28 protein-coding genes and 1 pseudogene are annotated in these 24,709 nt (G+C 58.5%); 24 read left to right on the top strand and 5 right to left on the bottom strand.

The window, feature by feature from the left end:
- Positions 1–42 precede the first annotated feature (42 nt).
- From ACIQTS_RS13395 to ACIQTS_RS13385, 3 genes are all read left to right on the top strand, one after another.
- Positions 43–459 (top strand): hypothetical protein, encoded by a 417-nt coding sequence (locus tag ACIQTS_RS13395; RefSeq protein WP_402473651.1) that lies wholly within the window; start codon positions 43–45, stop codon positions 457–459.
- 886 nt (positions 460–1,345) lie between these two features.
- Positions 1,346–2,293: a DUF1963 domain-containing protein gene (locus tag ACIQTS_RS13390; RefSeq protein WP_402473650.1), complete on the top strand. Its 948-nt coding sequence runs from the start codon at positions 1,346–1,348 to the stop codon at positions 2,291–2,293.
- Between the two features lie 171 nt (positions 2,294–2,464).
- Entirely contained in the window at positions 2,465–2,764 is a 300-nt protein-coding gene (locus ACIQTS_RS13385; RefSeq protein ID WP_402473649.1) for a hypothetical protein, read from the top strand.
- 330 nt (positions 2,765–3,094) lie between these two features.
- On the opposite strand, the gene ACIQTS_RS13380 is transcribed toward ACIQTS_RS13385, so the two are convergent.
- A complete protein-coding gene (locus ACIQTS_RS13380; protein ID WP_402473648.1) occupies positions 3,095–4,057 on the bottom strand; it encodes a helix-turn-helix transcriptional regulator in 963 nt (320 codons plus the stop codon).
- 104 nt (positions 4,058–4,161) lie between these two features.
- Between ACIQTS_RS13380 and ACIQTS_RS13375 the strand changes: the two genes are divergently transcribed.
- Positions 4,162–4,707, top strand: a complete 546-nt coding sequence (locus ACIQTS_RS13375; RefSeq protein ID WP_180993110.1) for a DinB family protein — start codon at positions 4,162–4,164, stop codon at positions 4,705–4,707.
- On the opposite strand, the gene moaA is transcribed toward ACIQTS_RS13375, so the two are convergent.
- On the bottom strand, positions 4,704–5,744 hold the full coding sequence (moaA, locus tag ACIQTS_RS13370; RefSeq protein WP_402473647.1) for a GTP 3',8-cyclase MoaA: 1,041 nt from the start codon (positions 5,742–5,744) through the stop codon (positions 4,704–4,706). The genes ACIQTS_RS13375 and moaA overlap by 4 nt on opposite strands.
- A gap of 132 nt (positions 5,745–5,876) precedes the next feature.
- Here moaA and modA point away from each other — a divergent pair, with 132 nt between their 5' ends.
- The 9 genes from modA (at position 5,877) to ACIQTS_RS13325 (ending at position 14,504) form a co-directional block, all read left to right on the top strand.
- Positions 5,877–6,647: a molybdate ABC transporter substrate-binding protein gene (gene modA / locus ACIQTS_RS13365; protein WP_402473646.1), complete on the top strand. Its 771-nt coding sequence runs from the start codon at positions 5,877–5,879 to the stop codon at positions 6,645–6,647.
- A complete protein-coding gene (locus ACIQTS_RS13360) occupies positions 6,640–7,446 on the top strand; it encodes an ABC transporter permease (protein WP_402473645.1) in 807 nt (268 codons plus the stop codon). The genes modA and ACIQTS_RS13360 overlap by 8 nt, the downstream gene beginning before the upstream one ends.
- On the top strand, positions 7,443–8,195 hold the full coding sequence (locus ACIQTS_RS13355; protein WP_365943089.1) for an ATP-binding cassette domain-containing protein: 753 nt from the start codon (positions 7,443–7,445) through the stop codon (positions 8,193–8,195). Before ACIQTS_RS13360 ends, ACIQTS_RS13355 begins: the two co-directional genes overlap by 4 nt.
- Complete coding sequence (glp, locus tag ACIQTS_RS13350; RefSeq protein WP_402473644.1) at positions 8,192–9,439, top strand: gephyrin-like molybdotransferase Glp; 1,248 nt, start codon at positions 8,192–8,194, stop codon at positions 9,437–9,439. Before ACIQTS_RS13355 ends, glp begins: the two co-directional genes overlap by 4 nt.
- Complete coding sequence (locus ACIQTS_RS13345) at positions 9,436–10,314, top strand: NTP transferase domain-containing protein (protein ID WP_402473643.1); 879 nt, start codon at positions 9,436–9,438, stop codon at positions 10,312–10,314. The genes glp and ACIQTS_RS13345 overlap by 4 nt, the downstream gene beginning before the upstream one ends.
- Positions 10,315–10,401: 87 nt before the next feature.
- Positions 10,402–10,989 (top strand): DinB family protein, encoded by a 588-nt coding sequence (locus ACIQTS_RS13340; protein WP_402473642.1) that lies wholly within the window; start codon positions 10,402–10,404, stop codon positions 10,987–10,989.
- 133 nt (positions 10,990–11,122) lie between these two features.
- Positions 11,123–11,560, top strand: coding sequence for an NUDIX domain-containing protein (locus tag ACIQTS_RS13335; protein WP_402473641.1), 438 nt, complete (start codon positions 11,123–11,125; stop codon positions 11,558–11,560).
- 848 nt (positions 11,561–12,408) lie between these two features.
- Positions 12,409–13,443 (top strand): glycosyltransferase, encoded by a 1,035-nt coding sequence (locus tag ACIQTS_RS13330; RefSeq protein WP_402473640.1) that lies wholly within the window; start codon positions 12,409–12,411, stop codon positions 13,441–13,443.
- 116 nt (positions 13,444–13,559) lie between these two features.
- On the top strand, positions 13,560–14,504 hold the full coding sequence (locus tag ACIQTS_RS13325) for a hypothetical protein (protein WP_402473639.1): 945 nt from the start codon (positions 13,560–13,562) through the stop codon (positions 14,502–14,504).
- Here the strand turns inward: ACIQTS_RS13325 and ACIQTS_RS13320 are convergent.
- The gene (locus tag ACIQTS_RS13320) at positions 14,501–15,358 is read right to left on the bottom strand and encodes a glycosyltransferase (protein ID WP_365943096.1); all 858 of its coding nucleotides are present in this window, start codon (positions 15,356–15,358) and stop codon (positions 14,501–14,503) included. The two genes, ACIQTS_RS13325 and ACIQTS_RS13320, sit on opposite strands and share 4 nt — an antisense overlap.
- A 75-nt stretch (positions 15,359–15,433) precedes the next feature.
- Here ACIQTS_RS13320 and ACIQTS_RS13315 point away from each other — a divergent pair, with 75 nt between their 5' ends.
- From ACIQTS_RS13315 to ACIQTS_RS13305, 3 genes are all read left to right on the top strand, one after another.
- The gene (locus ACIQTS_RS13315) at positions 15,434–16,549 is read left to right on the top strand and encodes a glycosyltransferase family 1 protein (RefSeq protein ID WP_402473638.1); all 1,116 of its coding nucleotides are present in this window, start codon (positions 15,434–15,436) and stop codon (positions 16,547–16,549) included.
- A 319-nt stretch (positions 16,550–16,868) separates the two neighbouring features.
- Entirely contained in the window at positions 16,869–17,447 is a 579-nt protein-coding gene (locus ACIQTS_RS13310; protein ID WP_365943098.1) for a hypothetical protein, read from the top strand.
- Complete coding sequence (locus ACIQTS_RS13305; RefSeq protein ID WP_402473637.1) at positions 17,432–18,160, top strand: glycosyltransferase family 2 protein; 729 nt, start codon at positions 17,432–17,434, stop codon at positions 18,158–18,160. The genes ACIQTS_RS13310 and ACIQTS_RS13305 overlap by 16 nt, the downstream gene beginning before the upstream one ends.
- An 83-nt stretch (positions 18,161–18,243) precedes the next feature.
- Here ACIQTS_RS13305 and ACIQTS_RS13300 read toward each other — a convergent pair whose 3' ends face one another.
- On the bottom strand, positions 18,244–18,999 hold the full coding sequence (locus ACIQTS_RS13300; RefSeq protein ID WP_402473636.1) for a lysostaphin resistance A-like protein: 756 nt from the start codon (positions 18,997–18,999) through the stop codon (positions 18,244–18,246).
- Positions 19,000–19,089: 90 nt separating this feature from the next.
- Entirely contained in the window at positions 19,090–19,398 is a 309-nt protein-coding gene (locus ACIQTS_RS13295; protein WP_400291226.1) for a hypothetical protein, read from the bottom strand.
- A gap of 43 nt (positions 19,399–19,441) precedes the next feature.
- Between ACIQTS_RS13295 and ACIQTS_RS13290 the strand changes: the two genes are divergently transcribed.
- The 8 genes and pseudogenes from ACIQTS_RS13290 (at position 19,442) to ACIQTS_RS13255 (ending at position 24,339) form a co-directional block, all read left to right on the top strand.
- Entirely contained in the window at positions 19,442–19,573 is a 132-nt protein-coding gene (locus ACIQTS_RS13290; protein WP_365943102.1) for a hypothetical protein, read from the top strand.
- A 461-nt stretch (positions 19,574–20,034) separates the two neighbouring features.
- Complete coding sequence (locus ACIQTS_RS13285; RefSeq protein ID WP_365943103.1) at positions 20,035–20,190, top strand: hypothetical protein; 156 nt, start codon at positions 20,035–20,037, stop codon at positions 20,188–20,190.
- Positions 20,191–20,243: 53 nt separating this feature from the next.
- Positions 20,244–20,786, top strand: coding sequence for a YaeQ family protein (locus tag ACIQTS_RS13280; RefSeq protein ID WP_402473635.1), 543 nt, complete (start codon positions 20,244–20,246; stop codon positions 20,784–20,786).
- A 97-nt stretch (positions 20,787–20,883) separates the two neighbouring features.
- Positions 20,884–22,086 carry a glycerophosphodiester phosphodiesterase family protein gene (locus ACIQTS_RS13275; RefSeq protein ID WP_402473634.1) on the top strand — a complete coding sequence of 401 codons (1,203 nt, stop codon included), beginning with the start codon at positions 20,884–20,886 and terminating at the stop codon, positions 22,084–22,086.
- Between the two features lie 331 nt (positions 22,087–22,417).
- A pseudogene (locus ACIQTS_RS13270) lies at positions 22,418–22,528 on the top strand (helix-turn-helix domain-containing protein); the annotation flags it as partial.
- Between the two features lie 402 nt (positions 22,529–22,930).
- Entirely contained in the window at positions 22,931–23,368 is a 438-nt protein-coding gene (locus ACIQTS_RS13265; RefSeq protein ID WP_402473633.1) for a hypothetical protein, read from the top strand.
- A 41-nt stretch (positions 23,369–23,409) separates the two neighbouring features.
- The gene (locus ACIQTS_RS13260; RefSeq protein WP_402473632.1) at positions 23,410–24,102 is read left to right on the top strand and encodes a hypothetical protein; all 693 of its coding nucleotides are present in this window, start codon (positions 23,410–23,412) and stop codon (positions 24,100–24,102) included.
- Positions 24,103–24,123: 21 nt separating this feature from the next.
- Positions 24,124–24,339 carry a hypothetical protein gene (locus ACIQTS_RS13255; protein WP_133835086.1) on the top strand — a complete coding sequence of 72 codons (216 nt, stop codon included), beginning with the start codon at positions 24,124–24,126 and terminating at the stop codon, positions 24,337–24,339.
- Positions 24,340–24,709: the final 370 nt, after the last annotated feature.

Below are 24,709 nucleotides of genomic sequence, written 5' to 3'. Positions count from 1 at the left end.
TACTGCTTCACATATGCAACTAATGGAAAGCCGGGCTTGCCTGTGACTGACTATTCTCCTGGCGTAGGGAGCAAGACCGACTATAGGGAAATCATGCCGGGAGAAATTCCTCGCGATGAATTCCTGGTGTCCAGGCTTCGACAACAATGTCTGCCGCTTCCGGATGTGGAAACCGCGACCTTGTCGATGCAACACGCTCTGGAATTTTCGACGCACAAGATGCTTTCCAAGCGAGAGCTACGCAAACTGACACACGACTTTCTGTTGGCTTTGCCCGGCGTTGAGTTCGACAGGACCAGCCTGAACTCCGCGATATCGAATGTCGCGAGTGCGGTCCTTTCTTTTCATGGTGCTCCGCGAACAGCGCAGACAATAGACGACGTCTTGCTTGCGATTCATGCGTATTTTTGGCTCGAGAGTATATCTGCCGAAGCACTGTTAGAAGGTTTTGAATGCTAGTGCCGATTCGAAAAACTTTTGCGACCATCGTCGCTTTGGTACTGCTATCAATGAATATTTGCTTCTTTATGTTCTACGCACTGTGGCAGAACGCGGATAGCGCAGCGATTCGCCGAAGGGAATCCGGCTCCGCGGTTCAACCAGGGTAACTGCTCGAGGACGCAAATTGATGTGGGGCGCGGCTCAAGGTTCACTACTGGTCATCATCGCCTTGGACGTCCTGGCGATCCTGTTTGCCGCCACGGCATTCTCAGCCTTCCACAGGGAAGACGTAGTGAGAGTGAAAGCCTCTCGTCTTTCGGCATGACGCTTCATCCCTAAACTTTTGCCGCTGTCCGACAGTTTTAAACATCGAGGCCAGCGCTATTTTGTGTCTACCCATTCGCACTAGGGTTGGCTTATGGAGACTTCCAAGCGCCAAAACTATGTTGACTACTTGGTGGATGAATATGGGTATGAAGCTCACATAACGCCGTGGGGATCTGTATTGAATTTCCGAACTTTGACGATAATGGCCGTGCGATCGTTAAATGGCGGGTTACAGAAAAAGACATTGCCAGCTTGAATGGGATTAGGATGCCACGTGGATTCACTGGTGGTGAGCAATATGCATTCTCGGAATTGATAGCGGCCCTTCACACTTTCACTGGTTCACGAGGAATCATGTACGGGGCAAGCATGAGGATCGAAATTGAAGGCTAAGACATGTCGAAAGTGCCATGGCCACTCTTTTCTTCAACATAGCAGCGAAGCATAGTTACATACTGCACGTTACCGTGAGCGAGCTGCACATACTTTTGGGTATGGAACTTGTGAGTTTTTGTGGAGTCAAGGTCGGGTAGGTACAGTCACAACAAGTAATTCCATACTTGACTGCGAGGTCCTTATGACTGAAGTACTGCCGGATCCCTATCTGTACTTGCATGACCCCGAGGAATACCTGTCTTCGGTTCGGTCGAAGTTCCCCAGCATCCAGATTGACCCCAAAGTTTCTCTTGGACTTGGCGTCATGGAGTTCAAAAAGCCAAAGAGAATGCGCAAGGAACTGGATAAGGAACCTACACGGTTTGGGGCCTCCTGGTTCGGCGGTCAACCCTTTGAGAATGGCCGGGAATGGCCGAGAAGTTCCGACGGGACACTGCTCACGCACATTGCCCAAGTCGACCTCGGATACGAATCCATGAACGTGGGAGATCCTGGATTCATCCCCACGGGTCTTCCGAACGAAGGCATCATCCAGTTCTTCCACGACACGCAGAACATGGGCGAACCCGAAGACGTGGAAGACCTTCTGAATCCGCCTTGGGCGATTCGGTACTTCGTACCCGAAAATGACGAGGTCGAAACCTTCGCATTCATGGAATCTTCTGGTGATGCAATACTCTCGATTCCGTTGATGCCGCTGGACATTGACGGGTTCATGAATCTCAAGGATCAGTTCAGTGTCGATTTCAGATCCGAGGAAGAAGCTGATCTCTATGCGGATTTCGTAGAGCTTACCGAGTTCGAGATCTACAACAGGTTGTTAAGGTTCGAGGCTCAGCTTCCGGATCATCGCCCGGAGCATCCAGATTTCATCCCGGATGAACGCATCAGCAGGATGTCAGGCTGGAGTGCGTGTGAAATCCGTGAGGAGTACAACGGGCAGCTGGCCACGTTGTTGCCGCTCACGGATGCGTCGGATGAACATGTTTTGCTTTTCGAGATCAATCCAAGGACTTTCCCGACACCTGGTTGGTTCCACGAGCGGCCGGTTCAGGTATGGATCCGCCGGACAGATCTAGACGCGAGGAATTTCGATCATGTGTGGTGCCTAATCCGCACTGACGCTTAGCAGGTAAGCCCTGCACGATCTAGAAAGCGCATCGAGTTCCGTCGCGCTAGGTTTCGGTGAGCTTTTATCGTTCACACAATCCTCGGTTTGGGATCCTGTTATGCTCACCTCAAACGAAGATAGCGATCTGATGAGCGTAAACACACATCCAATCGGGAGAGCCAGGTAATCGTGGAGTTCATGACCATTCTAGCAGCCCTCGGGATCGTGGTTTCCACTTTCCTGTTTGGGTTTTTCATTGCAGGCTTACACGAGACCGGGCCAGAATCCCACAAAGAGAGTGCAACTTCGGTGGCACTCACCGCGCTCATGATGCTTTTCATTGCCGTCTGCACCGCATTCATCCTCGTTGAGCCGGCGTTGATCAACCCGCTGTGGTTGCAATACACGCTGATCGCAGGCGTTCCGCTGGTGGTTGGCTACGTCCTGCGCCGGGCGCTGGCCAGGAGCATGGATAGCACTCAGCAGTAGGCCTAGGTGTCATCTGATAGGGAGCCTTAGCAATGCTAGGGGGTTCTTCTCTCGTTTAACTACGTGACGGCCTGACTGGGCCGATTCTAGGGATAGTGAGTCCGCAAGATCTGACAATTCAACAGCCTTAAATCTACATAATCAATCTTGTCGGTAGTTGTTAATGGAGTTATGTTGACGCCTAGTTAAAGGCCATAGATATGGGCAGCGAAGGCCACGAAAACTTCCCCGCGCCTGAGTAGATACGTTGTTGTCGAGCCCGCAGGAGAACGGAATGTCCACCCGCTGGCGAGGAACTGCCCGTCTTCATGAATGTACTTCGACTGGTATTTATTCGTCATTCCTCAACATCGGTGCGAGGTTCGAAATCCAGGAATCCAATAGCGCACGCAGTTCTTTTGGCTGAACGTCGCTGACCTTTGCCTCGCTCATCGCAAGGCCGAACGCCGCCCAGCGCAGATCCATATTCTCGGTGCGCACGAGGCAACTGTTCTCATCGATCTGCTGGATCTGGAACCAGCGGCCAATGAGAGGCTCCAGCTTTTCGGCGCTGGCCTGAATCCGAGCGCTCACTTCTGGTTGCCCGCTGCCGCGCAATCCTGCGCGCACAAAGGCCGCTGCGTCGCCACCTGGCACTTCACGCGGCGCAAACCGCAATGCCCTGGGTGAGGGGTTCAATGCGCGATCCACCCGGAAACTGCGCCAATCATCGCGGTCCAGATCAAAGGCCACCAGATAGTAGCGGTTGCCCACATTCACTAATTGGACCGGTTCTACCCGGCGCGAGGTTTCTGCTGACTTGGCATCCTTGTAGTCGAAGGCGATTCGTTCATGATCGCGGCACGCCTGGGCCAATGCCACCAGTACCGCTGGATCCACCGGATCCGTTGCGGAGGACTGGGAATTGAGCGGGACAGTGCTCGCGGTCAGCGCCTGCGCCCGCTTCCTCAATCTGGCTGGCAGCACGGGCACAAATTTTCCCATCGCCCGCAGTGCGGCCTCGGCCAGCGCGGAAGATCCGCTGTGCACGGTGGATTGCAATGAGACTACCAATGCCACAGCTTCCTCATCGTCGAGCACCAAGGGAGGCAGTGCGGTGCCGGAGGCCAGCTGGTAGCCGCCGCCTACGCCGCGATCAGCTTGCACCGGATAACCGAGATCGCGCAGCCTGTCGATGTCCCGGCGAACGGTGCGCAGGCTGACGTCCAGGCGTTCAGCGAGCTCGTCTCCTGACCAATAGCGATGGGTCTGCAGCAGCGAGAGCAGGCGCAAGAATCTGGTGCTGGTACTCATGCAACAAGTCTGCCTTGATTTAGGACAAAAACTGGCACTTTTCACTTCTACTCTGGTTAATACCAGCTGGAAATACCGGCTGCAGCTTATGCCAGGAGGCAATCATGAGCACCATGGCCATCACCAACACCACCCTCACCGGCGAACGCGCGGACCTGCTCCAGGCTCTGGCCAACGCCCGGCATTTCCTGCGTTTCACCGTCCAGGGCCTGAACGACGAGCAGGCATCGCAACGCACCACGGTGAGCGAATTGACCCTCGGCGGGTTGATCAGGCACGTGACCGCGGTCGAGAAGCAGTGGCAGGGATTCATCGTCATGGGCCGGGCGGCCATGGCCTGGGACGGAGCGGATTTCAGCCAGATGCCGCCCGAGGCGGTCGAAGCCTTCCTCAATGAATTCCGCATGCAAGACGGAGAAACCCTGGAAGAGCTGCTGGAGATCTACGCGCAGATTGCCGACCGTACCGACGCGCTGCTGGCAGAGGTGGACCTGGATACCGTGCATGAGCTGCCCTCGGCCCCGTGGTTCACCGACACGCAATGGTCGGTGCGCCGCACCCTGGTGCACATCATCGCAGAAACCACCCAGCATTCAGGACATGCGGACATCATCCGCGAATCCCTAGACGGACAGAAATCGATGGGCTAGCCGCCGATATAGGACATTTCGATGCGTTTGCGATTGCCCGGGGTCAGCGCTGCGCGCAGCTCCGAGTAATTGTCATCGCGCTTGCGCCAGTGGCCGGTCAACGCCTTCGCCAAGTCCTCATCGCTGATTCCGTCACGCATCAGCTGGCGCAGGTCGTAGCCGGAGCCGGCGAACAGGCAGGTGTAGAGCTGGCCTTCGGCCGAGACGCGAGCGCGTGAGCATTTGCCGCAGAAGGCATTGGTGACACTGGAAATCACGCCGATCTCCCCGGCCCCGTCCTTGTAGCGCCAGCGGTTGGCGGTCTCGCCCGGTTCGGTCTTGGTGACTGGTTCCAGCGCCCATCGTTCGTTGATCATGGAGACCACTTCAGCAGATGGGAGCACTTCATCCAGCTTCCAGCCATTGGTGGTGCCGACGTCCATGAATTCAATGAAGCGCAGGATGTTCCCGGTGCCGCGGAAATGCTCGGCCAGCGAAAGGATCTCGCTGTCATTGACCCCGCGCTTGATCACGGTGTTGATCTTCACCGGTCCCAGGCCGACCTCGCGGGCCACCTGGATGGCTTCCAAGACCTTGGAGACAGGGAAATTCACGTCATTGATGGCTTTGAACTTTTCATCATCCAGCGAGTCCAGCGAGATGGTGACGCGGTTCAGGCCGGCTTCTTTGAGGGCAGGTGCGAGCACTGGCAACGCCGAGCCGTTGGTGGTCATTGCCAGGTCAATGCGTTTGCCTTCGGGCGTGCGCAGGTTGGAGAGCATTGCCACCAGATCCACGATGCCGCGGCGCAGCAATGGTTCGCCACCGGTCAGGCGCAGCTTGGTCACGCCAAGAGAAACCGAAATGCGAGCCAGACGCTCAATCTCTTCGAAACTCAGCAGCTCCGAGCGCTCGCGGAATTGGAAGTCACGGCCGAAAATTTCCTTGGGCATGCAGTACACGCACCGGAAATTGCAGCGGTCCGTGACCGAAATCCGCAAGTCATGCAGGGGCCGAGAACGGGCATCCAGTATTTCCCCTGCCAATGGAGCTTTCATGCTTCCCAGCTTAACCCGGTTGGGTCCTAGGCGATAGGGAGTCGTCTGAAAGCGCAAATCAGTGCGTAAAATAAGCCGGTAGACCTCAGTGCGGTTGTAGCATGGGCTTAAAGCACAATTTCTGGAGAATTCATGCGCGTACGTTGGCCGCTGGCCCTTCGCTGCACGGTGCTAGCCACCGTGGCCGGGTTGTTCCTGACTGGCTGCTCGGCGAGCGGCAACAGCACCGGGGAACCAATCACCATTGCGGCAGCAGCCTCCCTGCAAGGTGCCTTCGAGCAGATCTCCGAAGAATTCACAGCCGAACACCCCGAAGTGCAGATCTCCAGCATCACCTATGACGGCTCTTCTACCCTGGCCACGCAGATCCTCGAAGGCGCCAACGTGGATGTCTTCGCTTCGGCCGATGAACGCAACATGTCAGAGGTAACTGAAGCCGGGTTCGGCCACGAGCCGGTGATCTTTGCCAGCAACACCTTGGTGATCGCCGTGCCGCAGGATAACCCGGCGGATATCGATTCCCTGCAGGACCTTTCACAGGCCACTATGGTGCTGTGCGCACCACAGGTACCCTGCGGCGCGGCTTCGCAGCGATTGCTTGAAGCCAGCGGCGTGCAAGTCACCTCGGCCAGCCAGGAACAGAATGTCACCGCGGTGCTGCAGAAGGTGGCCGCCGGTGAAGCAGATGCCGGGCTGGTCTACGCCACCGACGTACTCGATGACGGGAACGTTGCGGCGATCGTGCCCGATGGGGCAGAAGACATTGTGAACACCTACCCGATCGCAGCACGGGGTGAAAATCCTGGCGCACAGGCCTTCGTAGATTTCGTGAGCAGCGAGCGCGGCCAGCAGATTCTGGAGGAGCACGGCTTTGGTACCGGGGCCGCGCAGGCTAATGGCTAGCGATACCGGGGTACGGGTTCCAGGCTTCGCCATTGCACCGGCGTTGCTGGGCGTGGCACTGCTGGTGCTTCCGCTGCTCGCACTGATTTCGCGGGCCAGCTGGTCCACGCTGGTGGCCGATGCCACCAGTGAAGAAGCGCTCGCCGCACTGTGGCTGAGTTTGCGCACCGGGGTGGCCGCCACCGTGCTGTGCGTGCTGCTCGGCGTGCCACTGGCGGTATTGATGGCCCGCAGCTCCACCCGCGTAGCCCAGCTATTGCGGGCCTTGATCGCCGTCCCGCTGGTGCTGCCGCCGATGGTAGGCGGCGTCGCACTGCTCTTCCTGTTCGGGCGCACCAGCCCCATTGGCCAGTTCATTGATTCCATATGGGGGATCTCCCTGCCGTTCTCCACCGCCGCGGTGGTGATTGCACAAAGTTTCGTTGCACTGCCATTCCTCGTGCTCTCCGTCGAAGGCTCCTTGCGTGCCGCCGGCCAAGGCTATGAGCAGGCAGCCGCCACCTTGGGCGCAGGGCGCTGGATGGTGCTCACCCGCATCACCCTGCCGCTGGCCGCCCCGGGCCTGGTCGCCGGCATCATCCTGTGCTTCGCGCGGGCCATCGGCGAGTTCGGCGCCACCGCGCTATTTGCCGGCAATGCGCCGGGTGTCACCCAGACCATGCCGCTGGCCATCTACACCGCATTCAACGGTGCCGGGGCCGGACGAGACTCGGCTGTCGCACTCTCGCTGCTCCTGCTGGCCACCGCAGTTCTGGTGCTGCTGCTGGTGCGTGCCTGGCGCCCGGGAGCACTGAAATGACGCTCAAGGTAAACCTGCAGGTGCCGCGCACCGGATTCGACGTAGACGTTGAATTCGCGGTGCCCGCCGGCAGCACGCTGGCAATGATGGGCCCCAGCGGTTCGGGCAAGTCCACCATCGTCCACGCCATCGCCGGGATCCAGAAGATCACCCGGGGGCGCATCGAACTGTCCGGCACGGTGCTGGCCGATGCGAAGCTGCACCGTCCGCCGCACCTGCGCGAAGTCGGGCTGCTGGGCCAGGACCCGCATCTGTTTCCGCACTTGGACGCCTTGAAGAACATTGCCTTTGGCGCCCGGGCCGGGGGACTGGAGAAGTCCGCGGCCACGGCCGCCGCCAGCGAATGGCTCGCGAGACTGGGACTGGAAGAAATCGCCAGCCACCGGCCCGAGGCACTGTCTGGCGGACAGCGGCAGCGCATCGCCCTGGCGCGCGCCCTGGCCGCCAAGCCGAAGATCCTGCTCATCGACGAACCCTTCGCTTCGCTGGATGTCGAGGCCGCCATGGACATGCGCGCCCTGGTGCGCGAAGAGCTGGCGCGCACCGCAACCAGCGCCATCGTGGTCTCGCATTCGGCCGCCGATACCTTGGCGCTCGCCGATGACCTGCTGGTGCTTGAGCGCGGACAGATCATCCAGCAGGGCACCGTGGCCGACGTCTTTGCCGCCCCGGCCAATCGCTTTGTGCGCGCCGTGGTGGCCACGCTGCCCGCGCAGCACCCGATAAGCATTCAGGAAGAGCAATCATGAGCACCGGAAATGACCCCATAGAACTTGAAGTGCACCGTTCGCGGCTGCTCTCGCAGGTGGTGCCCGTGGCCCCGCAACGGATTGCGGTGGCCGGCGGTTTCACCGCATTGCATGGTGCAGTGCTGGCCCAGGATGTTGCCTCAGCGCACCCGCTGCCGCTGTGGGACAACTCGGCCATGGATGGCTACGCGGTGCGCTCGGCCGATACCGCAACTGCTCCGGCGGCGCTGGATGTGATCGGTGAAGTGCCGGCTGGAAGCGGCTGGAATCCGGTGCTGGAGGCAGGCCAGTGCGTGAAAATCATGACCGGTGCCCCGATCCCGTCGGATGCTGACGCAGTGGTGCGCATCGAGGACACCTCGGCCGCGGTTGAGGGCTGGGATGTGAAGACCGTGCAGGTCAATGTGCAGGTTCCTGCTGGCAAGGACATCCGCCGCAGCGGGGAAGACAAGAATGCCGGGGAACCGATGGCCTACGCCGGCGAGGAACTAACCGCGGCCCGGCTCTCAGCCTTGGCCGCAGCCGGATCCAGCACGCTGGAGGTGCGCACCATGCCCAAGGTGGCGGTACTGATCACCGGAGCAGAATTGCGTACTCCCGGCCAAGCGCTGACGCGCGGGCAGATCCCGGAAACCAACTCCTTGCTGATGGCGGGGCTGCTGGCAGAATCAGGAATCCAGGCCACTACCGTAGTGCACTGCGTCGATGACATTGAAGCAGTGCGCGAGCAGCTGGCGATCCTTGGCGCCACCCACGATGCCGTGCTCAGTACCGGAGGAGTGGGACCGGGCGCCTATGACGTCATGCGCCAAGCGCTGGAAGCAGAACCCCAAGTGCAGGCGGTGCGGGTGAAGATCCGTCCGGGCCAGCCGCAGTGCGCCGGACGGCTGGCAGCCGGCGCGATGGTCTTCGCCCTGCCGGGCAACCCGGTCAGCGCCGCGGTGAGCTTCGAGCTGTTCGTGCGACCATGCCTGCGTGCCATGCAGGACCACCGCGACGTGCTGCGTCCCACCTTGCGAGCAGTGGCCGCGGTAGGTTGGCGAGCCGCCGCAGAACGCGTCCAGGTCATCCCGGTCGTATTCGAACATGGAGAGCAATTGCGATGCGCACCGGCGGTCCAGGCACAGAGTATTTCCCACTCGGTAGGCGGTTTCGGCGCGGCCCAGGGCTACGCCCTGGTCCCGGCTGGGATCACCCAGGTCAATCCCGGCGATGAGGTCGAAGTCCTGAGGATGGTTCCATGAGCAATTCGAACGTCATCGGCTTCGACGCCCTGGTCCTTGCCGGGGGACGAGGCACCCGCTTGGGCGGTGCGGGCAAGGCGGAACTGCAATTGCATGGCCAGCGCCTGGTGGACCGTGTGGTGGCAGCGACCCGCAAGGCGGGAGCCGCCCGAGTTATCGTGGTTGGCCCGGATACTGCGGGAACCAAAGCCGATGCTGTAGTGCGTGAAGACCCACCATTTGCCGGCCCCTTGTCAGGCATTGCCGCGGGGTTGAAGGAACTCAGCGGTGAAACCGCGAGCGAATGGACCATGGTCCTGGCCTGCGATTTGCAGCGCCCGGTCGCGGTCGCCACCACGTTGACCAAGAACTTCGAGCGGCGGGAGACTGATGGCCTGCTGCTGGTTGATGCCCAAGGCCACACCCAATGGCTGGCCGGGATCTACCGCACCGCGGCGTTGGCCTCGGTCTGCGACGCACTTGGTGAGAACCTCGTCAACGCGCCGGTACGGCGCGCATTGAACCAGCTTCACCTGGCACAAGTTCCGGTGGATGATGAAACAAGCAGCGATATCGATACCCCGCAGGCGCTGGAAAGTGCCCGCCGCAACGAAAGGACGCGCATGGCACAGCACCTGCCACCAGAAGCACTGAACGACTGGCTGGAAGCCGCCGCCAAGGAATTGGGCTTGGACTCCAGCGAAGTGGATATTGCTACCGTGCTGGATGCCGCCAAGCATGTGGCCCATGAGGTTGCCCGCCCGGCAGCGCCCTTGAGCACCTTCTTGCTGGGATTGGCCATGGGCAGCGGCAAGGGAGAGCTTGCAGGATTATCCGAGCAGCTGGTTTCACGTGCCCATCGCTGGGCCGACGAGCATCCTGAAGGAACAGCTTAAGCCGCAGATTCCCTTGCTGGAACCCAGACCTCAACCTGTCCTGATCTGCCTATGTTCCTGTGTCCGGTGAAGTAATAGACTCGGCTCATGCCAATCGGAACACTCGATAGCTCGGCGCTGCTGCGCGAATATCTCAATGACGCACGCGAAGCGGTCTTGTGGAAATGCGAAGGTCTGGACGATGCCCAGGCGCGGACTCCCATGTCCTCGACAGGTACCCACGTCATGGGGCTGCTGCTGCATCTGGCCGTCACCGAGGCCGGATACTTCATTGCCTGCCTGGGCCGGAAAATCCAGGATCCGGTCCTCCGGAGCATTATCGATTCCGAAGATGAGCAGGCAGACTTCCTGCCGCCACCGGGGATGTCCTTGGATGATGCAATATCCCTATACAAGGAAACGATTGCCGCAGCCGATGGTGTTCTCGATGAGCTGGAGCTGGATTCGCCAGCGGTGGTGCCGTGGTGGAATAAGCATCGGCACACCACGGTGCAACGGCTTCTGGTGCATATGATCGCCGAATCGCACCGTCATGCCGGACACCTGGATATCGTCCGCGAGCAGTTGGACGGTTTCATTGGTCTGCGCCCTTCAGCGCCTAACCTGCCAGAGCTCACTCCCGGTCAGTGGGAGCAGCAACGCCTGAAGCTCAAATCTCTAGCAGACAGCGTCTAAGGCTGCCTGCATGCCCAAGAGTTTTTCCCCGGAACGGCGCTGCGCTGCTGCGGCCCCAAATGCCTCGGACAGGTGCCAAGGCTAGGGCTCTGGCCGGTGCTGGCTCTGCTGGTATTCTCAAGCAATGCCGCGCGTGAAAGAAAAAGCTGTCTGCTACGTCGTCCAAGATAACCACCTGCTGGTCTTCACGCACTTGCAGCACCCCATGCATGTCACCGGGGTTCAAGTACCTGCCGGCACCATCGAACCGGGTGAAACCCCTCGTGAAGCAGCCGGACGCGAGCTCTTGGAAGAAACTGGGCTGGCAGGGATCATCACGCGGGAACTGGGAATCTTGGCCTACGACGTGCGGCCCATGAGAGATGAAATCGCAAACCGCCACTACTTCCAGCTCAAGGTTGCCCGGCAAGATCTTGCACGGCGTTGGATTGCCGGTGAACCAGATCCCGCGCACGGCGGCGCAGCTGAGTCCTGGGAATGCTGGTGGATGCCCTTGGAGCAAGCACATGTCCTGGCCGCAGGGCTGGGAGCGATGCTCGGGCAACTCGCTGATCGGCCGGACTCAATGTAGAAACGACTCGTATTTCCACGGCGTGTACCTGGATGCACATCCCATCGGCAGCACACGGACAAGTCCCTAGTGAACCGAGCGAGGCCGGCACATTTGGACTCGGTTCCGGGATGTCCGGAACTCGTGGACGGCCGCTCGGTTGGACTCATTCGCGAACCATTCTTTCAGCGACAGCGTGGACCAACCTGACGCGGATTATGGAGCCAGCCGTTCACGCGGACTGCCTGATCGGCCACCGGCGCCGGCTGCTGCGGTTCATTCGCACTTGCTATCCGTCGTGGGTGTCGATCTGGGGCCAGGGTCCTTCTGGGTGTCGACAGGTGGATGCGCCGCTATCTCAGGTACAAGCGGCCAAGCCGGCGAACCGGTAACTAGCCACATCGTCCATCTCGCACGGGCGGCTCTTCCCGACGCTTTCGCCGTCCGCAGGATTCCGCAGATCCGCAACTGATTCATGGCCAACAGCATCAGTTGGATAGCGCGCACGACGTGATGGTGAGAACGCCAATATTGGATACGTGTGATCGACTTATCGAACGATGCTCTGTCCCGGTTGCCATGCTGGTGGGCGCATCCCAAGAGTATTTCGACGGATGTTGCAAGTCGCAATCCGGAGAAGTGCGGACAATGCAAGATCATGAAACCTGACGATTGCTGGGAGATACGAAGAAGCGCAACGACGAGAGCGGAAGAAAGATATTCTTCGATCCATAGTCAGATGGCCCTTGAAAGCAATCCGAAAGGCTAAACCGGAGATGGCATTTCAGTTATTCGGTTCGCCAGCGACTCTGCGAATCGCTGTGCTTGCGCACCTGCATCACCCCATTCGGGCGCCTTTTGCTGGTGGTATGGAATCGCATACCGCACATCTCGTTGCCGGTTTGGCATCGAGAGGACATTCTGTTCGCCTATTCGCCAAGGCGGGCAGCGATGAGTTCGACGTAATGGCGAACGCAGAACTTGAACCAATGCTTCCAGAGTCCTATGTAGTGCGCGGGTATCCCGATGACGACCTGACGAATATGCAGCATCAGATTTTGGATGGTGCTATGCAAAGTGCTATCGATAGAATCCATGCGGGAAATTTCGACGTCGTAATCAATAATTCGCTCAGTCCTGTTCCGCATGAGCAGCTTCAGGACATCCCGACCTTTCACATTCTGCACACTCCCCCTCTGCCACGGATCGTCAGGGTCCTGGAGCAACAGGGAAATCCCCATACCAGGCACCTTTTCGCTACTGTATCGAGCTCCAATGCCCGAGCGTGGAAAACTTGGATCCCACAACTGCACATAATCGAAAACGGAATTGACATCGCCAGCTGGTCGTCGGCCCGTGAAACGTCATATCGCTCGGGCTTGGCTTCATGGAGCGGCCGGATTACACCGGAAAAAGGTCCCCACATCGCCATTACGGCCGCTCGTGCCGCTGGCATGCAATTGGTTATGGCGGGCCCGATCCAGGACCAGGAATATTTTGACAAGCTGATCGCCCCTGGACTTGATGAACAGATTCAATACCGTGGTCATCTGACACACACTGAGCTCAGCAAGATGATCAGCATGAGCGAAGTGTTTCTCTCCACCCCGCTTTGGGAGGAGCCTTTCGGGTTGACCACCTTGGAAGCGATGGCATGCGGCACTCCTGTTGCCGCCCTGCCATCTGGAGCAATGGCTGGTCTTATCGGCCCTACTGGTGGTGCCGTAGCCGAGCGCTGCGATACAGCGTCCCTTGTAGAAGCGATCGAGCGGGCAAGAACTCTTGACAGAGATGCTGTGTTCCAGAGAGCGGCCGGTTTTTCACATGATCGAATGCTCGACTCATATGAACAAGCACTTGTTGAAATCGCGTTGAAGACCTCTGCTGAAAATCGCCGCAGATGAGCAGATTACCAAGAATTTCCTACTACGCACACCATATGGGCTCCGGGCATCTGCGCCATGCGCGCAGAATAGTTGAAACTAGGATGTTTGACGTCCAGGTAGCGAGCACAGGACCGATGAACCAGGCGCTGCTTCCAGAAGGAACGAATTACGTTCCATTGGCGTCGGATATCTTGGAAAATCATGCTGGTGAGATTACAGCCGGCGGCTACTTCCACTATGCTCCGGCAGACATTCGGATTACTAAACGATTTTCCACATTGAATCAGGCGTGGTATCAATTCGCTCCGGATCTGGTCATGGTCGATGTCTCTGTGGAGGTGGCTATTTTTGCCCGGCTGAGCGGATACCGCGTCGCACTACGCCGGATGCCAGGACAACGCACAGATCAAGCGCACGAATTGGGGTATGGCATTGCAGATGCGCTGTTCGCCTATTACCCGGAATCCATTGAAGAAGCTTCCCATCTCCAACGGTACGGGAGCAAGAGCTATTACCTTCCGTCCCCTGACCCTGTAGGTTATTCCGACCCTGGGCCCCGAACGAGCTTCCCTCGGGAGGCATCCCGGAAGGTTGCCGTCCAAACTTCACTGGGTGCGGCAATCAGCCTTGATGAAATTGCACGTGCCGCTGCCTCAGCGCCGAGCTGGTCCTGGGACGTGCTGGGTTCTGTACAACGCGCTACCGGCGCAATGCCCGATAATTTGCGCAGCCACGGCACAGTTTCCAACCCTGAACAATGGATGGCCGATGCCGATGTCATCATAACTTCAACAGGGCACAATGCCGTCGTCGCGGCGGCGAGCTGTCGCAAGCCTGCGCTGCTGATTCCGGAAGAAAGGCCGTTTGGCGAACAGATGGCCTATGCACGCATGCTCCACCGTGCTACCGGATACCCGATGCTCGCTTCGTGGAATACGCCAGTGGATTGGAACGCACTCTTGCCAGTGGCTGCTTCCAAGAACCCGGATGCCTTGGCGATGGTGTTGTTTGGGGACCATGACGGATTTGCCGATGCCTTGCACGGGATGGTCGCTAGCGTAACGAAGCATCCATGCTAGTAGGCATCGTCGCTCCGAGCGCGTTCGATTTGCAGAGATGTCGGTTCGCGAAGCACTTCCAAATCGGCAGCTGCCCGGTCCCAGGCAACCAGATCCATGCTTGCAAAGGCTGCCAGCCAGCCTTCCATAGGCCATGTTCCCCACCGGTGGCGGAACTGTTGGGCATTTTCCACAATCTGCGAAAAGTGGTTCAAAGGCGGTTTGAATACTCCGTGGTGCTGGTGGAATACAGTTTCCCGAATGAAAACTACCGGAAGATTGCTCTCGCGTGCCTTGAAAGCGAAATCAGTATCTTCGGCCCCGTACCCCTCGTACTCTTCGGAGAACCCCTCCAATACAGAGAAATCTCCAGATTTAATGGCAAAGGCCAGCGACCAGAACATTTCATGCAGCTGGCAGGGCACATTCCGAGGGAGGCCGGACCGAGCATGATGAGACTCGGACAGTTCACTCAACTTCGAATCCTCCGGAGGTGCTCCTGCAGGAAGAGCAGATCGCAGGTATCTCGGTTCTGCCATCACCAGAGCACGCTGCGAGGCGAGGGTACGGAGCATGCCGGCGAAGCACTCTTTGGACGGTATGCAGTCGATATCCAGGAATACCAGATTCTCCGTACGGGCATTTCGTGCAGCAGTATTCCTCGCGCGGGCCAGAGGCAAGCCGCGCTCGCCAGGCAAGGACCGTAGATGAATAGTCTTGACCGTAAGGCTGGATTCCACCGGCGCAGGAGCAGGATCGTCCATATAGACAATCACAACCTCTTGGGGCTTCATCGAGCTGCGCTGGACCCCATCCAACAGCCGTTGGAGGTGCCCAGCACGGCGGTGGGCAATGACCAGAATCGAGAATTGCATCAGGCACCATTCGCATAGGAATTTCGCATTCGCCTTCGACCCTATCGAAGAGCTACCACCAAAGGAGGACTGAGCATGATTTCACAGAAGGCTTCCAACATCATTCGTATAGCGTCGGTACCCCACGACCAAGTTTATATTCGTCATCTGGAACCGTTGGAGGGCCAGGAGTACGACATCGCGCGGTTGCCCGACCCGCGGCCGGTCGATGGCGGACAAAGCATCCAATCTGCTTGGTGGCCACCTGCAATGCTGAACTCACAGTGGATTGTGGAGAATCAGCGTCAGTTCGACTTGATGCACATCCATTTCGGATTTGACGCGTTGGACCCGAATGGCATGGAAGAAACAATCGGCGCATTGAAAGAAACCGGGAAACCCCTAGTATATACGGTCCATGATCTGGTAAATCCGCATCAACCGGACCCCCGCGCACACCGGGCATTGCTGGATGTGCTTATTCCGTCAGCTGACGAGCTGATCACCCTAACCGACGGAGCGGCCGCGCAGATTGCGGCTGAGTGGAAACGCACTGCCCATGTGCTGCCTCATCCGCACGTCATTGATTTTCCAACGATGGGAGAGCTGCGCCAACGCCGTGAGAAACAGCCACGTCAGTCCGGGTCGCGGACGCGGCGAGTGGGTGTGCATCTCAAGGAAGTCCGAGCCAATATTTCCCCGGCTGTGCTCCAGCCTCTGGCCCGCATCGTCTCCGATATCCCCGGCACAGTCCTGCAGGTCAATATCCATCAAGAAGTCCTGGATCCACAGAATCGGGAGTACCAGCCAGCCCTGGCACGCCAACTCATAGACGGACACGCTCGGGGAGACTGGGAACTCGAAGCGCACTCATACTTCACCGAAGCGCAGTTATTCGCTTATTTGGGATCTTTGGAGGTGTGCGTACTGCCGTACCGCTTCGGCACCCACTCCGGATGGCTGGAAGCGGCCCTGGATGCTGGCGCCGCAGTCGTTGTTCCAGACTGCGGGCATTATCTGGGGCAGCATCCCTCCGTGGAACCATATAGATGGAATGGAGAAATGATCGATGAATCCAGCCTGAATAGGGCAGTGCGGCATCAGCTGAAGTTGCGGCAAATTCCCGGGCTGGATGTGGAGGCGCGCAGGAGCCAACGACAGGCATTATCTGAAGCGCACCGTCGCATATATACAGGGCTGCTGGCTAACTGAGATCTTCACTAGAGTGTATTTCCAGACGATCATCGTAATCTTGCCGAGGCGCTCCTTTAACGGGGCCCTCGTATATTCTGCCCCAGGCTCGGGGTACACAAGGGCCAGGATCGGGTGCCTAGGTGGCATGAACCGTCGATGGCATCGATTCAGGTATTAGGACTCATGTCCGGAGCATGGCGTGCCTTCTGGGTTTGCGGATGCCGGGCTGCATGACGCGGGTTGTGGGCCAATCCCCGGAATTAGTGAAGGCTCATCGAAACCAGTATCCTTACTGCAAATTGCAAGGCCCGGCAAACAGCGTGGTGGGAGGAAATAAGTGACAGCGACAGGTTACGAATCGACTTTTCGACTGCACACGAGTGATTCGCTGCGCGCAGCTGCGCTCGTGTTGATACCAGTTGTTTTGCTGGCAGCCGGATCAGCCGCGGCGGCAGCGATGGCGCTGGTTTCTGGTGGGACCTGGTTGCTCCGGTACTATGCCGCGTCGCGTACTCAAGATGTGATGGGGCAACTCGTTTTCATAGCCGCTGGAGCTTTCAGCGCGTTTGACGTGTACCAAGTGATCTGGTGGCTGGACCTCGCAGTCCACTTCGTTACCACGGCCACTGTCACCCTCCTGCTCTTTGACGTCGCAACTCATCGAAAGATTCTAAGACCGCCTTCAAACTCGGCTGAAGAACACAAAATAGCAGGCTGGCTGCTGGTGAATGGCACCTTAGCGGCTGTTCTGTGGGAAATCGGAGAATGGGCTGGCTACTTCTTGATTTCCCGGAGTATCGGGGTCGGAATCAGCGACAGCATTACTGATTTACTCGCCGGCATGCTGGGCATTGTCCTGGCAGTGTGCTGGATCAAGCGGATAAGGAGCTTCGGACGCGCATGCGAATCAGCGTAGTAGTCCCGGTGCTGAACGACGAGCACCATCTCCGAACGCTACTGGAAAAGCTTGCGTCGCAGACGCGGCAAGCAGACGAGATCATTGTGGTTGATAACGGATGCACCGATGATAGTGCTCAAATCGCTCGTTCCGCCGGGGCAAAAGTCATTGTTGAGAGAACTAGAGGCATCCCCGCCGCCGCAAGTGCCGGTTACGACCAAACCTCGGCGGAGATCATTGTGAGGTGTGATGCCGATTCGATCCCGCCGGACAATTGGCTTGAGAAGGTCCATGAAGAATTCGCCGGGAACCCCGCTATTGATGCTCTGACCGGCCCCGGTTATTTCTACGACCTTCCGCGGGGCCTCCGGACACTCGGCTCGGTCGTTTACGCTTTCGGATATTTTGCCGGCTTGGGTTCAGCTCTTGCGACCGTTCCGCTATGGGGGTCCAATATGGCGTTCAGAAGCAGCCTGTGGGAAGAACTGAGCCATGAAGTATGTCGCGAGGGATCTGCGATCCATGATGATTTGGATTTGAGTTGTGCTTCGCAGGGGAGTTTCGTCCTGAAATTCGTTCCCTCTTTGCGTGTGGAGGCAGCAGGACGGGTTTACGCGCGGCCGGCCGGACTCAGGGCTTCCAGCAAGGTAGCGCTGAACACTCTGGCGAGGCATGGAGGCTTGAAGGGAATCATCAACCGCTGGAGTGCTGTGCTCGGGTTCCATCCTTGATGGATATTGGTCCCTGCGCCGGCGCGGCCTCTCGGCAGCGGCTGGCATGGGTTGGGTCCCTCCGAACTGCGAGCTGGAAATCCTCAGTTAGCTTTGGCGCGGTTCCGGGCGACAACCAGGAACACGACGATGGCTGCCGAGCACACCAAGATGGCCACTATGCTGGCTTCTGGCCCGAAACTTCCCCCGGACAGCCAGTCCGGTCCGCTGCTGGTCGCGGTGACCAGCGATTCGCGGGCTTCGGAGCCGGAGGTGACCGATCCGAACAGGCCGGTGATCGCGAAGTTCCAGCCGAAGTGCACGCCGATGGCCAGCCAGAGGGATCCGGTAGCCAGGTATGCGGCGCCCAGCATGATTCCTGCTTCGATCATGATGGCGAAGGCGCCCCACAATGAGGCATCCGGATTCACCAGATGGACCAGTCCGAAGAGGACGGCCGAGATACCCAGCGCCACCGTTGTGCCCCAGAGGCCGCGCAGCAAGCGGAAGACGACGCCGCGGAAGAATACTTCCTCTGACACCGCGATAGCGCACATCATTCCGGCTACGGCCAGCATCCCGGAAACAGAGCCCCAGCCGGTGATCGCGTAGGCGCCGAAGAGGGCAAGCAAGCCCACTGTGGCACCGGACATCAGCACCCCGAGCCCTGTCCCGACCAGCACATGGCGGACGCCGTTGCTCCTCGGGAATTCTTTTACCTTGCGGTGTTCGACTCGTTGTCCCGCAATGCTGAACAGGCCGATCATTGCCACGGCCAGGATGGGTCCGATAATCAGGGCTGCCACCGGATTGCGTGGCCACGCGGCCAGGGCATTGGCCATCAGCATTGCTATGGCCATTCCAGTGACCATCAGGGTTGTGGAGATCCAGATTTTTGCCTGAGGGAGGGGGATTTCTCGGTAGCTTCTGTCATTCTTGCTCCTTGTTCGCTACCCGTTAGTGGGTGTGAACAAGACGCTACGGCGTTGGGGCGCGGGACAAATCACCCGCATCGCGGACTGCGCGCGAAGCCACGAGCCCAAGATCCACAGCGCAGCCAGCAACGCTCCGAAGACGAAGACGAAGGCGTCGGGCACGGTGAATGTGGGGTCAATCCGAATCAGGGCCGCGACAAGCAGGACGTAGCCGGCAAGGAACAGCGATACGGCCAGAGGTCGGTGCCGTTGCACCAGCGCGCCGGCACCTACCAGGGCCACCAGCAGACCGAGAGCCGCGAATGTGGTGGGAAATTCGAGCAATTGGTAAAGCGGCAAACGACGAGAAGGCGAGGGTCAAAGACCAATGCGGCCAGTGGCGCAGTACTGCCACCGAGCCGCCCTGGAACACCACGAGCACTATGCCAAGCAGATTCAGCGGGTGATCGGGGGAGTCCGCCAGCTCAAGGCCCTGCCGTACCAGCCCGGGGACGAATGACAGGCCGATGAGCACCGCAGCGGATACGGCGCCCCAGTTGAATCCGGCCAGCGGCCAACGCACAGTCTTCACTCCGGAATCGTACATCTGCGCCAGGCAGTGCAACGGGCGAAAGATTATCCAGCAACTCTCCGGCGTCGGATCCCCAGCAGGTGGCCGGTGGGTCTCAAGGAAGACCGTGCTGGCGGGACGTGAAGCCCAAGAAGAATCGTGGCGTCGGTAGCGGTTCCGTGTGCTTGGGGCGAGCGCACCACGAGGTGCGCGTGCACCTCGTACCGGGCTTTTCGGTATTCGCCGGTGGATAGCGCGACGCGGGCTGCCAGATGATATTGAACGGAGTCCCGGTAGCTGCATGCCCGAACTGTTGAGCTCCTTTGTCAGTGGCTCAAGGGGCTGAGTGAGAAAACTGCCACCCCTAGATATGTCTTTTATCCGCGAGCTGTATCAAATAGGATGTATTTATGAAGACTTTGTTCGTTGTTTCTGCCATTCTTTTTGCTGCTTGTTCGGTGCTTTCCTTTAGCGGAAATCCAATGGTTGGCATCTTTGCGGCCGTGGCCAGCTTGTCATCGCTGGCAGGATTCTTCGTGGTTCGAAACTGCGAGGCGAAGGCTTAGCGCACGTACCTCTCGTCGATGGAGCTGCGGCGTTCACGGTAAACTCGAGAACTATGGCTATCGGCGCGACTATACACACCTTTGAAGTTCAACTTGCTGATGTAGATCGCGGGGTTTACGAGGATCTTTCGCTCCGTGTTGCGCAGCATCCATCAGAAACCGATGCCTACATGGTCACCCGTGTGCTGGCCTACTGCCTCGAATATGAAGAAGGCATCGCCTTCTCGGCCGGAGGCGTTTCCACCGGGGAAGAGCCAGCCATTTTGGTCAAGGACCTGACCGGACTCATTACCGCGTGGATTGAAGTCGGCGCCCCTGATGCCCAGCGCCTGCATTTGGGCAGCAAGCGGGCAGACCGCACCGCCGTCTACACGCACCGCGATCCTGCCAAGCTCCTGGCTTCTTGGCGTGGCAAAACGATCCACCAGTCGCAGGAGATCATGGTGCGCTCCTTCGACCCCAAATTCATTGATGCAGCGGCCCAAGCATTGACGCGCCGCAATGCCATGTCCGTCTCGGTGACCGAGGGGCAAATCTACCTTGAATTGAACGGGACGAATCTGGAAACCCAGTTCAGCACGCATGAGATTGAGTAGAAAAGCTTAATCTCTGATTCAGCTCAGTGTGGGGTCGCAGTCATCAGCGCGCGGAAACATGGCAGGTGTACACCAATGACACCGACGGAAGTGCTCCATGAAACTGCGCAATATCACCCTTGGCACGGCAACTCTGGCTTTGGCCGTCACCCTGGCAGCTCCCGCCGTGGCTGCTCAGATCGAACCGACTGGATCTGATCCACTGATCATCGGCCACCGCGGAGCAGCAGGCGTGGCACCGGAGAACACCTTGGCTGCCATCAAGGCAGGCAGCCAGTCCGGCGCTGAATTCATCGAAATCGATGTGCAGCTGTCCAAGGACGGAGTACCGTTCATCTTCCACGACGGTACGCCCTCCCGCACCACGAACGTGGCAGAGGTCTTCCCTGGCCGCGTCAATGACCCCATCACGTCATTTACCTGGGAAGAACTGCAGCAGCTCGATGCCGGTTCCTACTTCTCAGACGAGTTCGAGGGAACGAAAATTCCCCATTTCGATGAGGTTCCAGGTGTACTGACCGGTGGCACGGGAGTATTCATCGAAATCAAAGATCCAGCCAAGTCCCCTGGCGTGGAGAAGCTGGTAGCCGACGCGCTGGCTGAGGATCCTGAATGGAAGGCACTGGCAGAGGCCAACAAGATCGAGGTCCTCAGCTTCGACGCAGCATCCAACCAGATCTTTGCCCAACTGGCACCTGAAGTACCACTGCAGCAGCTGGCCGGAACCGTGCCTTCTGCCGCGGAACTGGCAACCTACGCGACCTACGCGGATTCTTTCGGCACTAGCTACCGCACCCTTGACGCCGCCGGTGCGCAGCGCGTGAAGGACGCAGGCTTGGGCCTGGGCGTCTACACCGTCAACGCCGTCGAAGCAACCGATGCTGCACTGGCCCTGGGTGTCGAGCGAATCACCGGCGACTTCCCAGCACAGGTGAACCGCCACATCGCTGGCCAGAAGGATTTCCCTGCCAACAATGGCGTGGTGATTGCCAACGCGATCAATGACGTGCCGGGAGATGACATCGCCCCAGAAAATGGCGAGCACGTGATCCTGGAGAACACCGGAAAGCGCACCATCGATGTCAGCGGCTACATCATTCGCGATGCCGCTAACAACATCCTGGAAATTGGCGAAGGATACGAGCTGGAGACAGGCGATCAGCTGCGCGTGTACTCGGGTCCGGGTACCAACAGCGAAGAAGCCTACTACGTGGACGGACCGGGAATCCTGAACAACGGTGGCGACTCGCTGGCGCTGTGGGATGCCAAGGGCAAGCTCACCGATACCTTCGCGAACTAGCTCTAGGCACAGCAAAACCCCGGGGATCATTGATTCCCGGGGTTTTTCTGGCGGTGACTGTGGGATTTGAAACCTTTAGCAGTCCGTGAGAGTACTCTCAGGGCTCGGATTCGTTTTGTCGGCATGGTGATCGATGCCATGGCTTCCTAGCGTAGATGTTCGTGCTTGTGACTCATAGTCCGTTGTCTCATGGTCGTCATAATCAAAAAGCTTGATATATGAACATTCCTGAGCATCGACGCGCGTTTGGCGACCGGGTCCGAGAGTTGAGGAAAGCCAAGGGTTTACGTCGCAAGGAGCCTTTGCCAACCATCCTGAACTCGACCGGACTTATGTCAGCGGAATCGAGCGTGGTCGCAGGAATCCCACCTTGGACATCATCGTGAAGATTGCCAGTGGTCTCGGCGAGCATCCATCTGCCCTTCTGCCGACCATCGAGTAATCCGAGGCGGGTTTTGCCCTCCTACTTAAGTAGTATTTACGCCGTTCTTATTTAATGATGATTATTAAACGTGCTCGTTTCTGGGGAGATCCGATCCAGAGCGAGGACTTTTGATTCGGTGGCGCGATTCCGGTCGACCCCCGCTTGGCACGGCAGATGATGCGCCGATCTTTACGAGGATGTAGATTTCGATTCATTCAAAAGGTGATAGTCGTGAAGCTTAAACTTCACTCGATTGCGGTCCGGTCAAATGACGACCACTGCATTCCAATCCCAACATCAAGACAACAATTCCGCTCCGGGGTCACGTACCTTGCGATCGCGTTCGTGGCAATCGCTTCTCTGGTCCTGACTCTGAGTACTGCATTGACGAAGCCAGCGGCGGCCGCTTCGTCTCCGGCCGTGACCAGCATTGCCAGCTTTGGCGAGAATGCCGAGAGTCTGCCAAAGTCCGAGGCTGTTCAGTTGGCCAACAGCGCTGATCTTCCAACGGAGTCGCTCTCAGGCCTGAAGGTCGATCGTTCAGACGTTCAGGCATGGTCGATGTCCGACGGGACATCGTATGTCAGTTACCCGCTCGTTGGCGACGGCGTTCAGCTCGCCACAGTCGGTGCGCTGCTTGATAAGTCTGGCAACGTTGCGCAGCGCACAGAGATGGCTTTCATTGGCGACGACGTATCTGGTCATGCCCGCATGTGGGTCGACGGAAATCTGACCATGGGCAAGCAATTGACCACAGCTGGCGCGGAAAACAACGTCACCACATATGCCGGTTTCTGGGACAAGCTCAACAACTGCCTTGCATCGCCGCAGCCGCGGGCGTATGGGGCGGTCAGGTAGGATATTGCATCGACCAGGCCCAGAAATAGGAAGTGGTCAACATGAAAAAGATCTCGAAAGCAATCATCGCGATGGTTGCAGGCTGGGCGATGCTCTTCGCGGTTGCTAGTCCGGTCAACGCTTCCGAAGGTTCGTTCCTAAACAACGAGCCGCTTTCGGAGTCAGCTGTCGAGCGGGCGATCGCAAGTGCCGAACCGAGTTTCGATGCTCAGCTGCGAAACGGTGCAGAAGTCGATATCAAGCAGGCAAACGTCGCCCGGATCAATGGCTCCAGTTCGCTGATGGTGGCAGCGGCTACGTCTGGGGACGGCCACGACGAGGGCTCCTTCGCCGTTGCCGTGGTTGACGCTGCTGGAGACGTTGTCCAGAGCTTCGCACAGGTTCAAGCCACGTACACCAGCGACAGCACTGCCGAGGTGAAGCAGTGGGTCGATGGGAGTTTGCTCAAGCAGTGGACTGTTGAAGCTACTCCCGAAGCTGAAGCTCGGGCTGCGAAAGCCTTGAGCGCCATGTCTCCTGAAGGCTCGTCGGTGGGCGTTGCGGCCGCTGGCAACGAAGGTGTGATCAAGTGCCTCAACGCGCTGGGCATCTCCACCATGGCGGCGCTCGTGATCATCTCCACCTGTGCGGCGTTCTGTGCTGTTACCGTGGGAACAGGCTGCATCATCTGCGTGGCTAGTTTCACCGCTGTTGCTGGCGCATCCGTAGGACAGTGCCTGAGCGGTGCCAGCTAGGCACGAGAAAGGAAACGGCAAATGACAAAGCAACCTAGCAATTCGTCTGCCGCCAGGAAGAGCACCGTAGTGGTGCTTCTGTTCCTTGCGGTAGCCGCGATCAACCTGCCACGGGTCCCTCAGCTTACCGACTACGCCGTGGTTGGATGGGCTGTTGGCGGAGTACTGCTGCTAGCAGCGCTGATCCTGGCGTTCACCAACTACCGCCACCACTCGAAGACCAGCACTTCACGATAGTAGGTAACGCCGGCTCGTTCGTCGAATGAGCCGAGACGAGCAATGTCCAGATCCGCTGAGCCTAACCCGAAGAGATCCCCTTGCCGCATACAGCAGCAGGGGGACCTTTCTCTGTGCCCGGCTTCCTGAGGGCAAGCGCGCGCAGCAGGTGCGGCAGCCGGCGGGAGGCTAGAGATCTTTTTCGTCCTGCTTGCGCGATGCCCAGTATGGTCATTCTTCGTTGTGGTTCACCCAGTCGCAGGCGTGCGGGCCTGCATGGTGGTGGTAGCCGTGTTCACAACGAAGGATGGGCATGTCGTAACTACCCTCCGGTGAAATATGCACCATAAGTGCACCATGTCAAATCTTTAAAAGAAGAAAACCCCTGGCT

The sequence above is a fragment of the Glutamicibacter sp. NPDC090743 genome (assembly GCF_044769125.1).
Taxonomy (GTDB): domain Bacteria; phylum Actinomycetota; class Actinomycetes; order Actinomycetales; family Micrococcaceae; genus Glutamicibacter.
The sequence above is the reverse complement of the archived record's forward strand: the minus strand, read 5'-3'. Positions and strand labels throughout refer to the sequence as shown.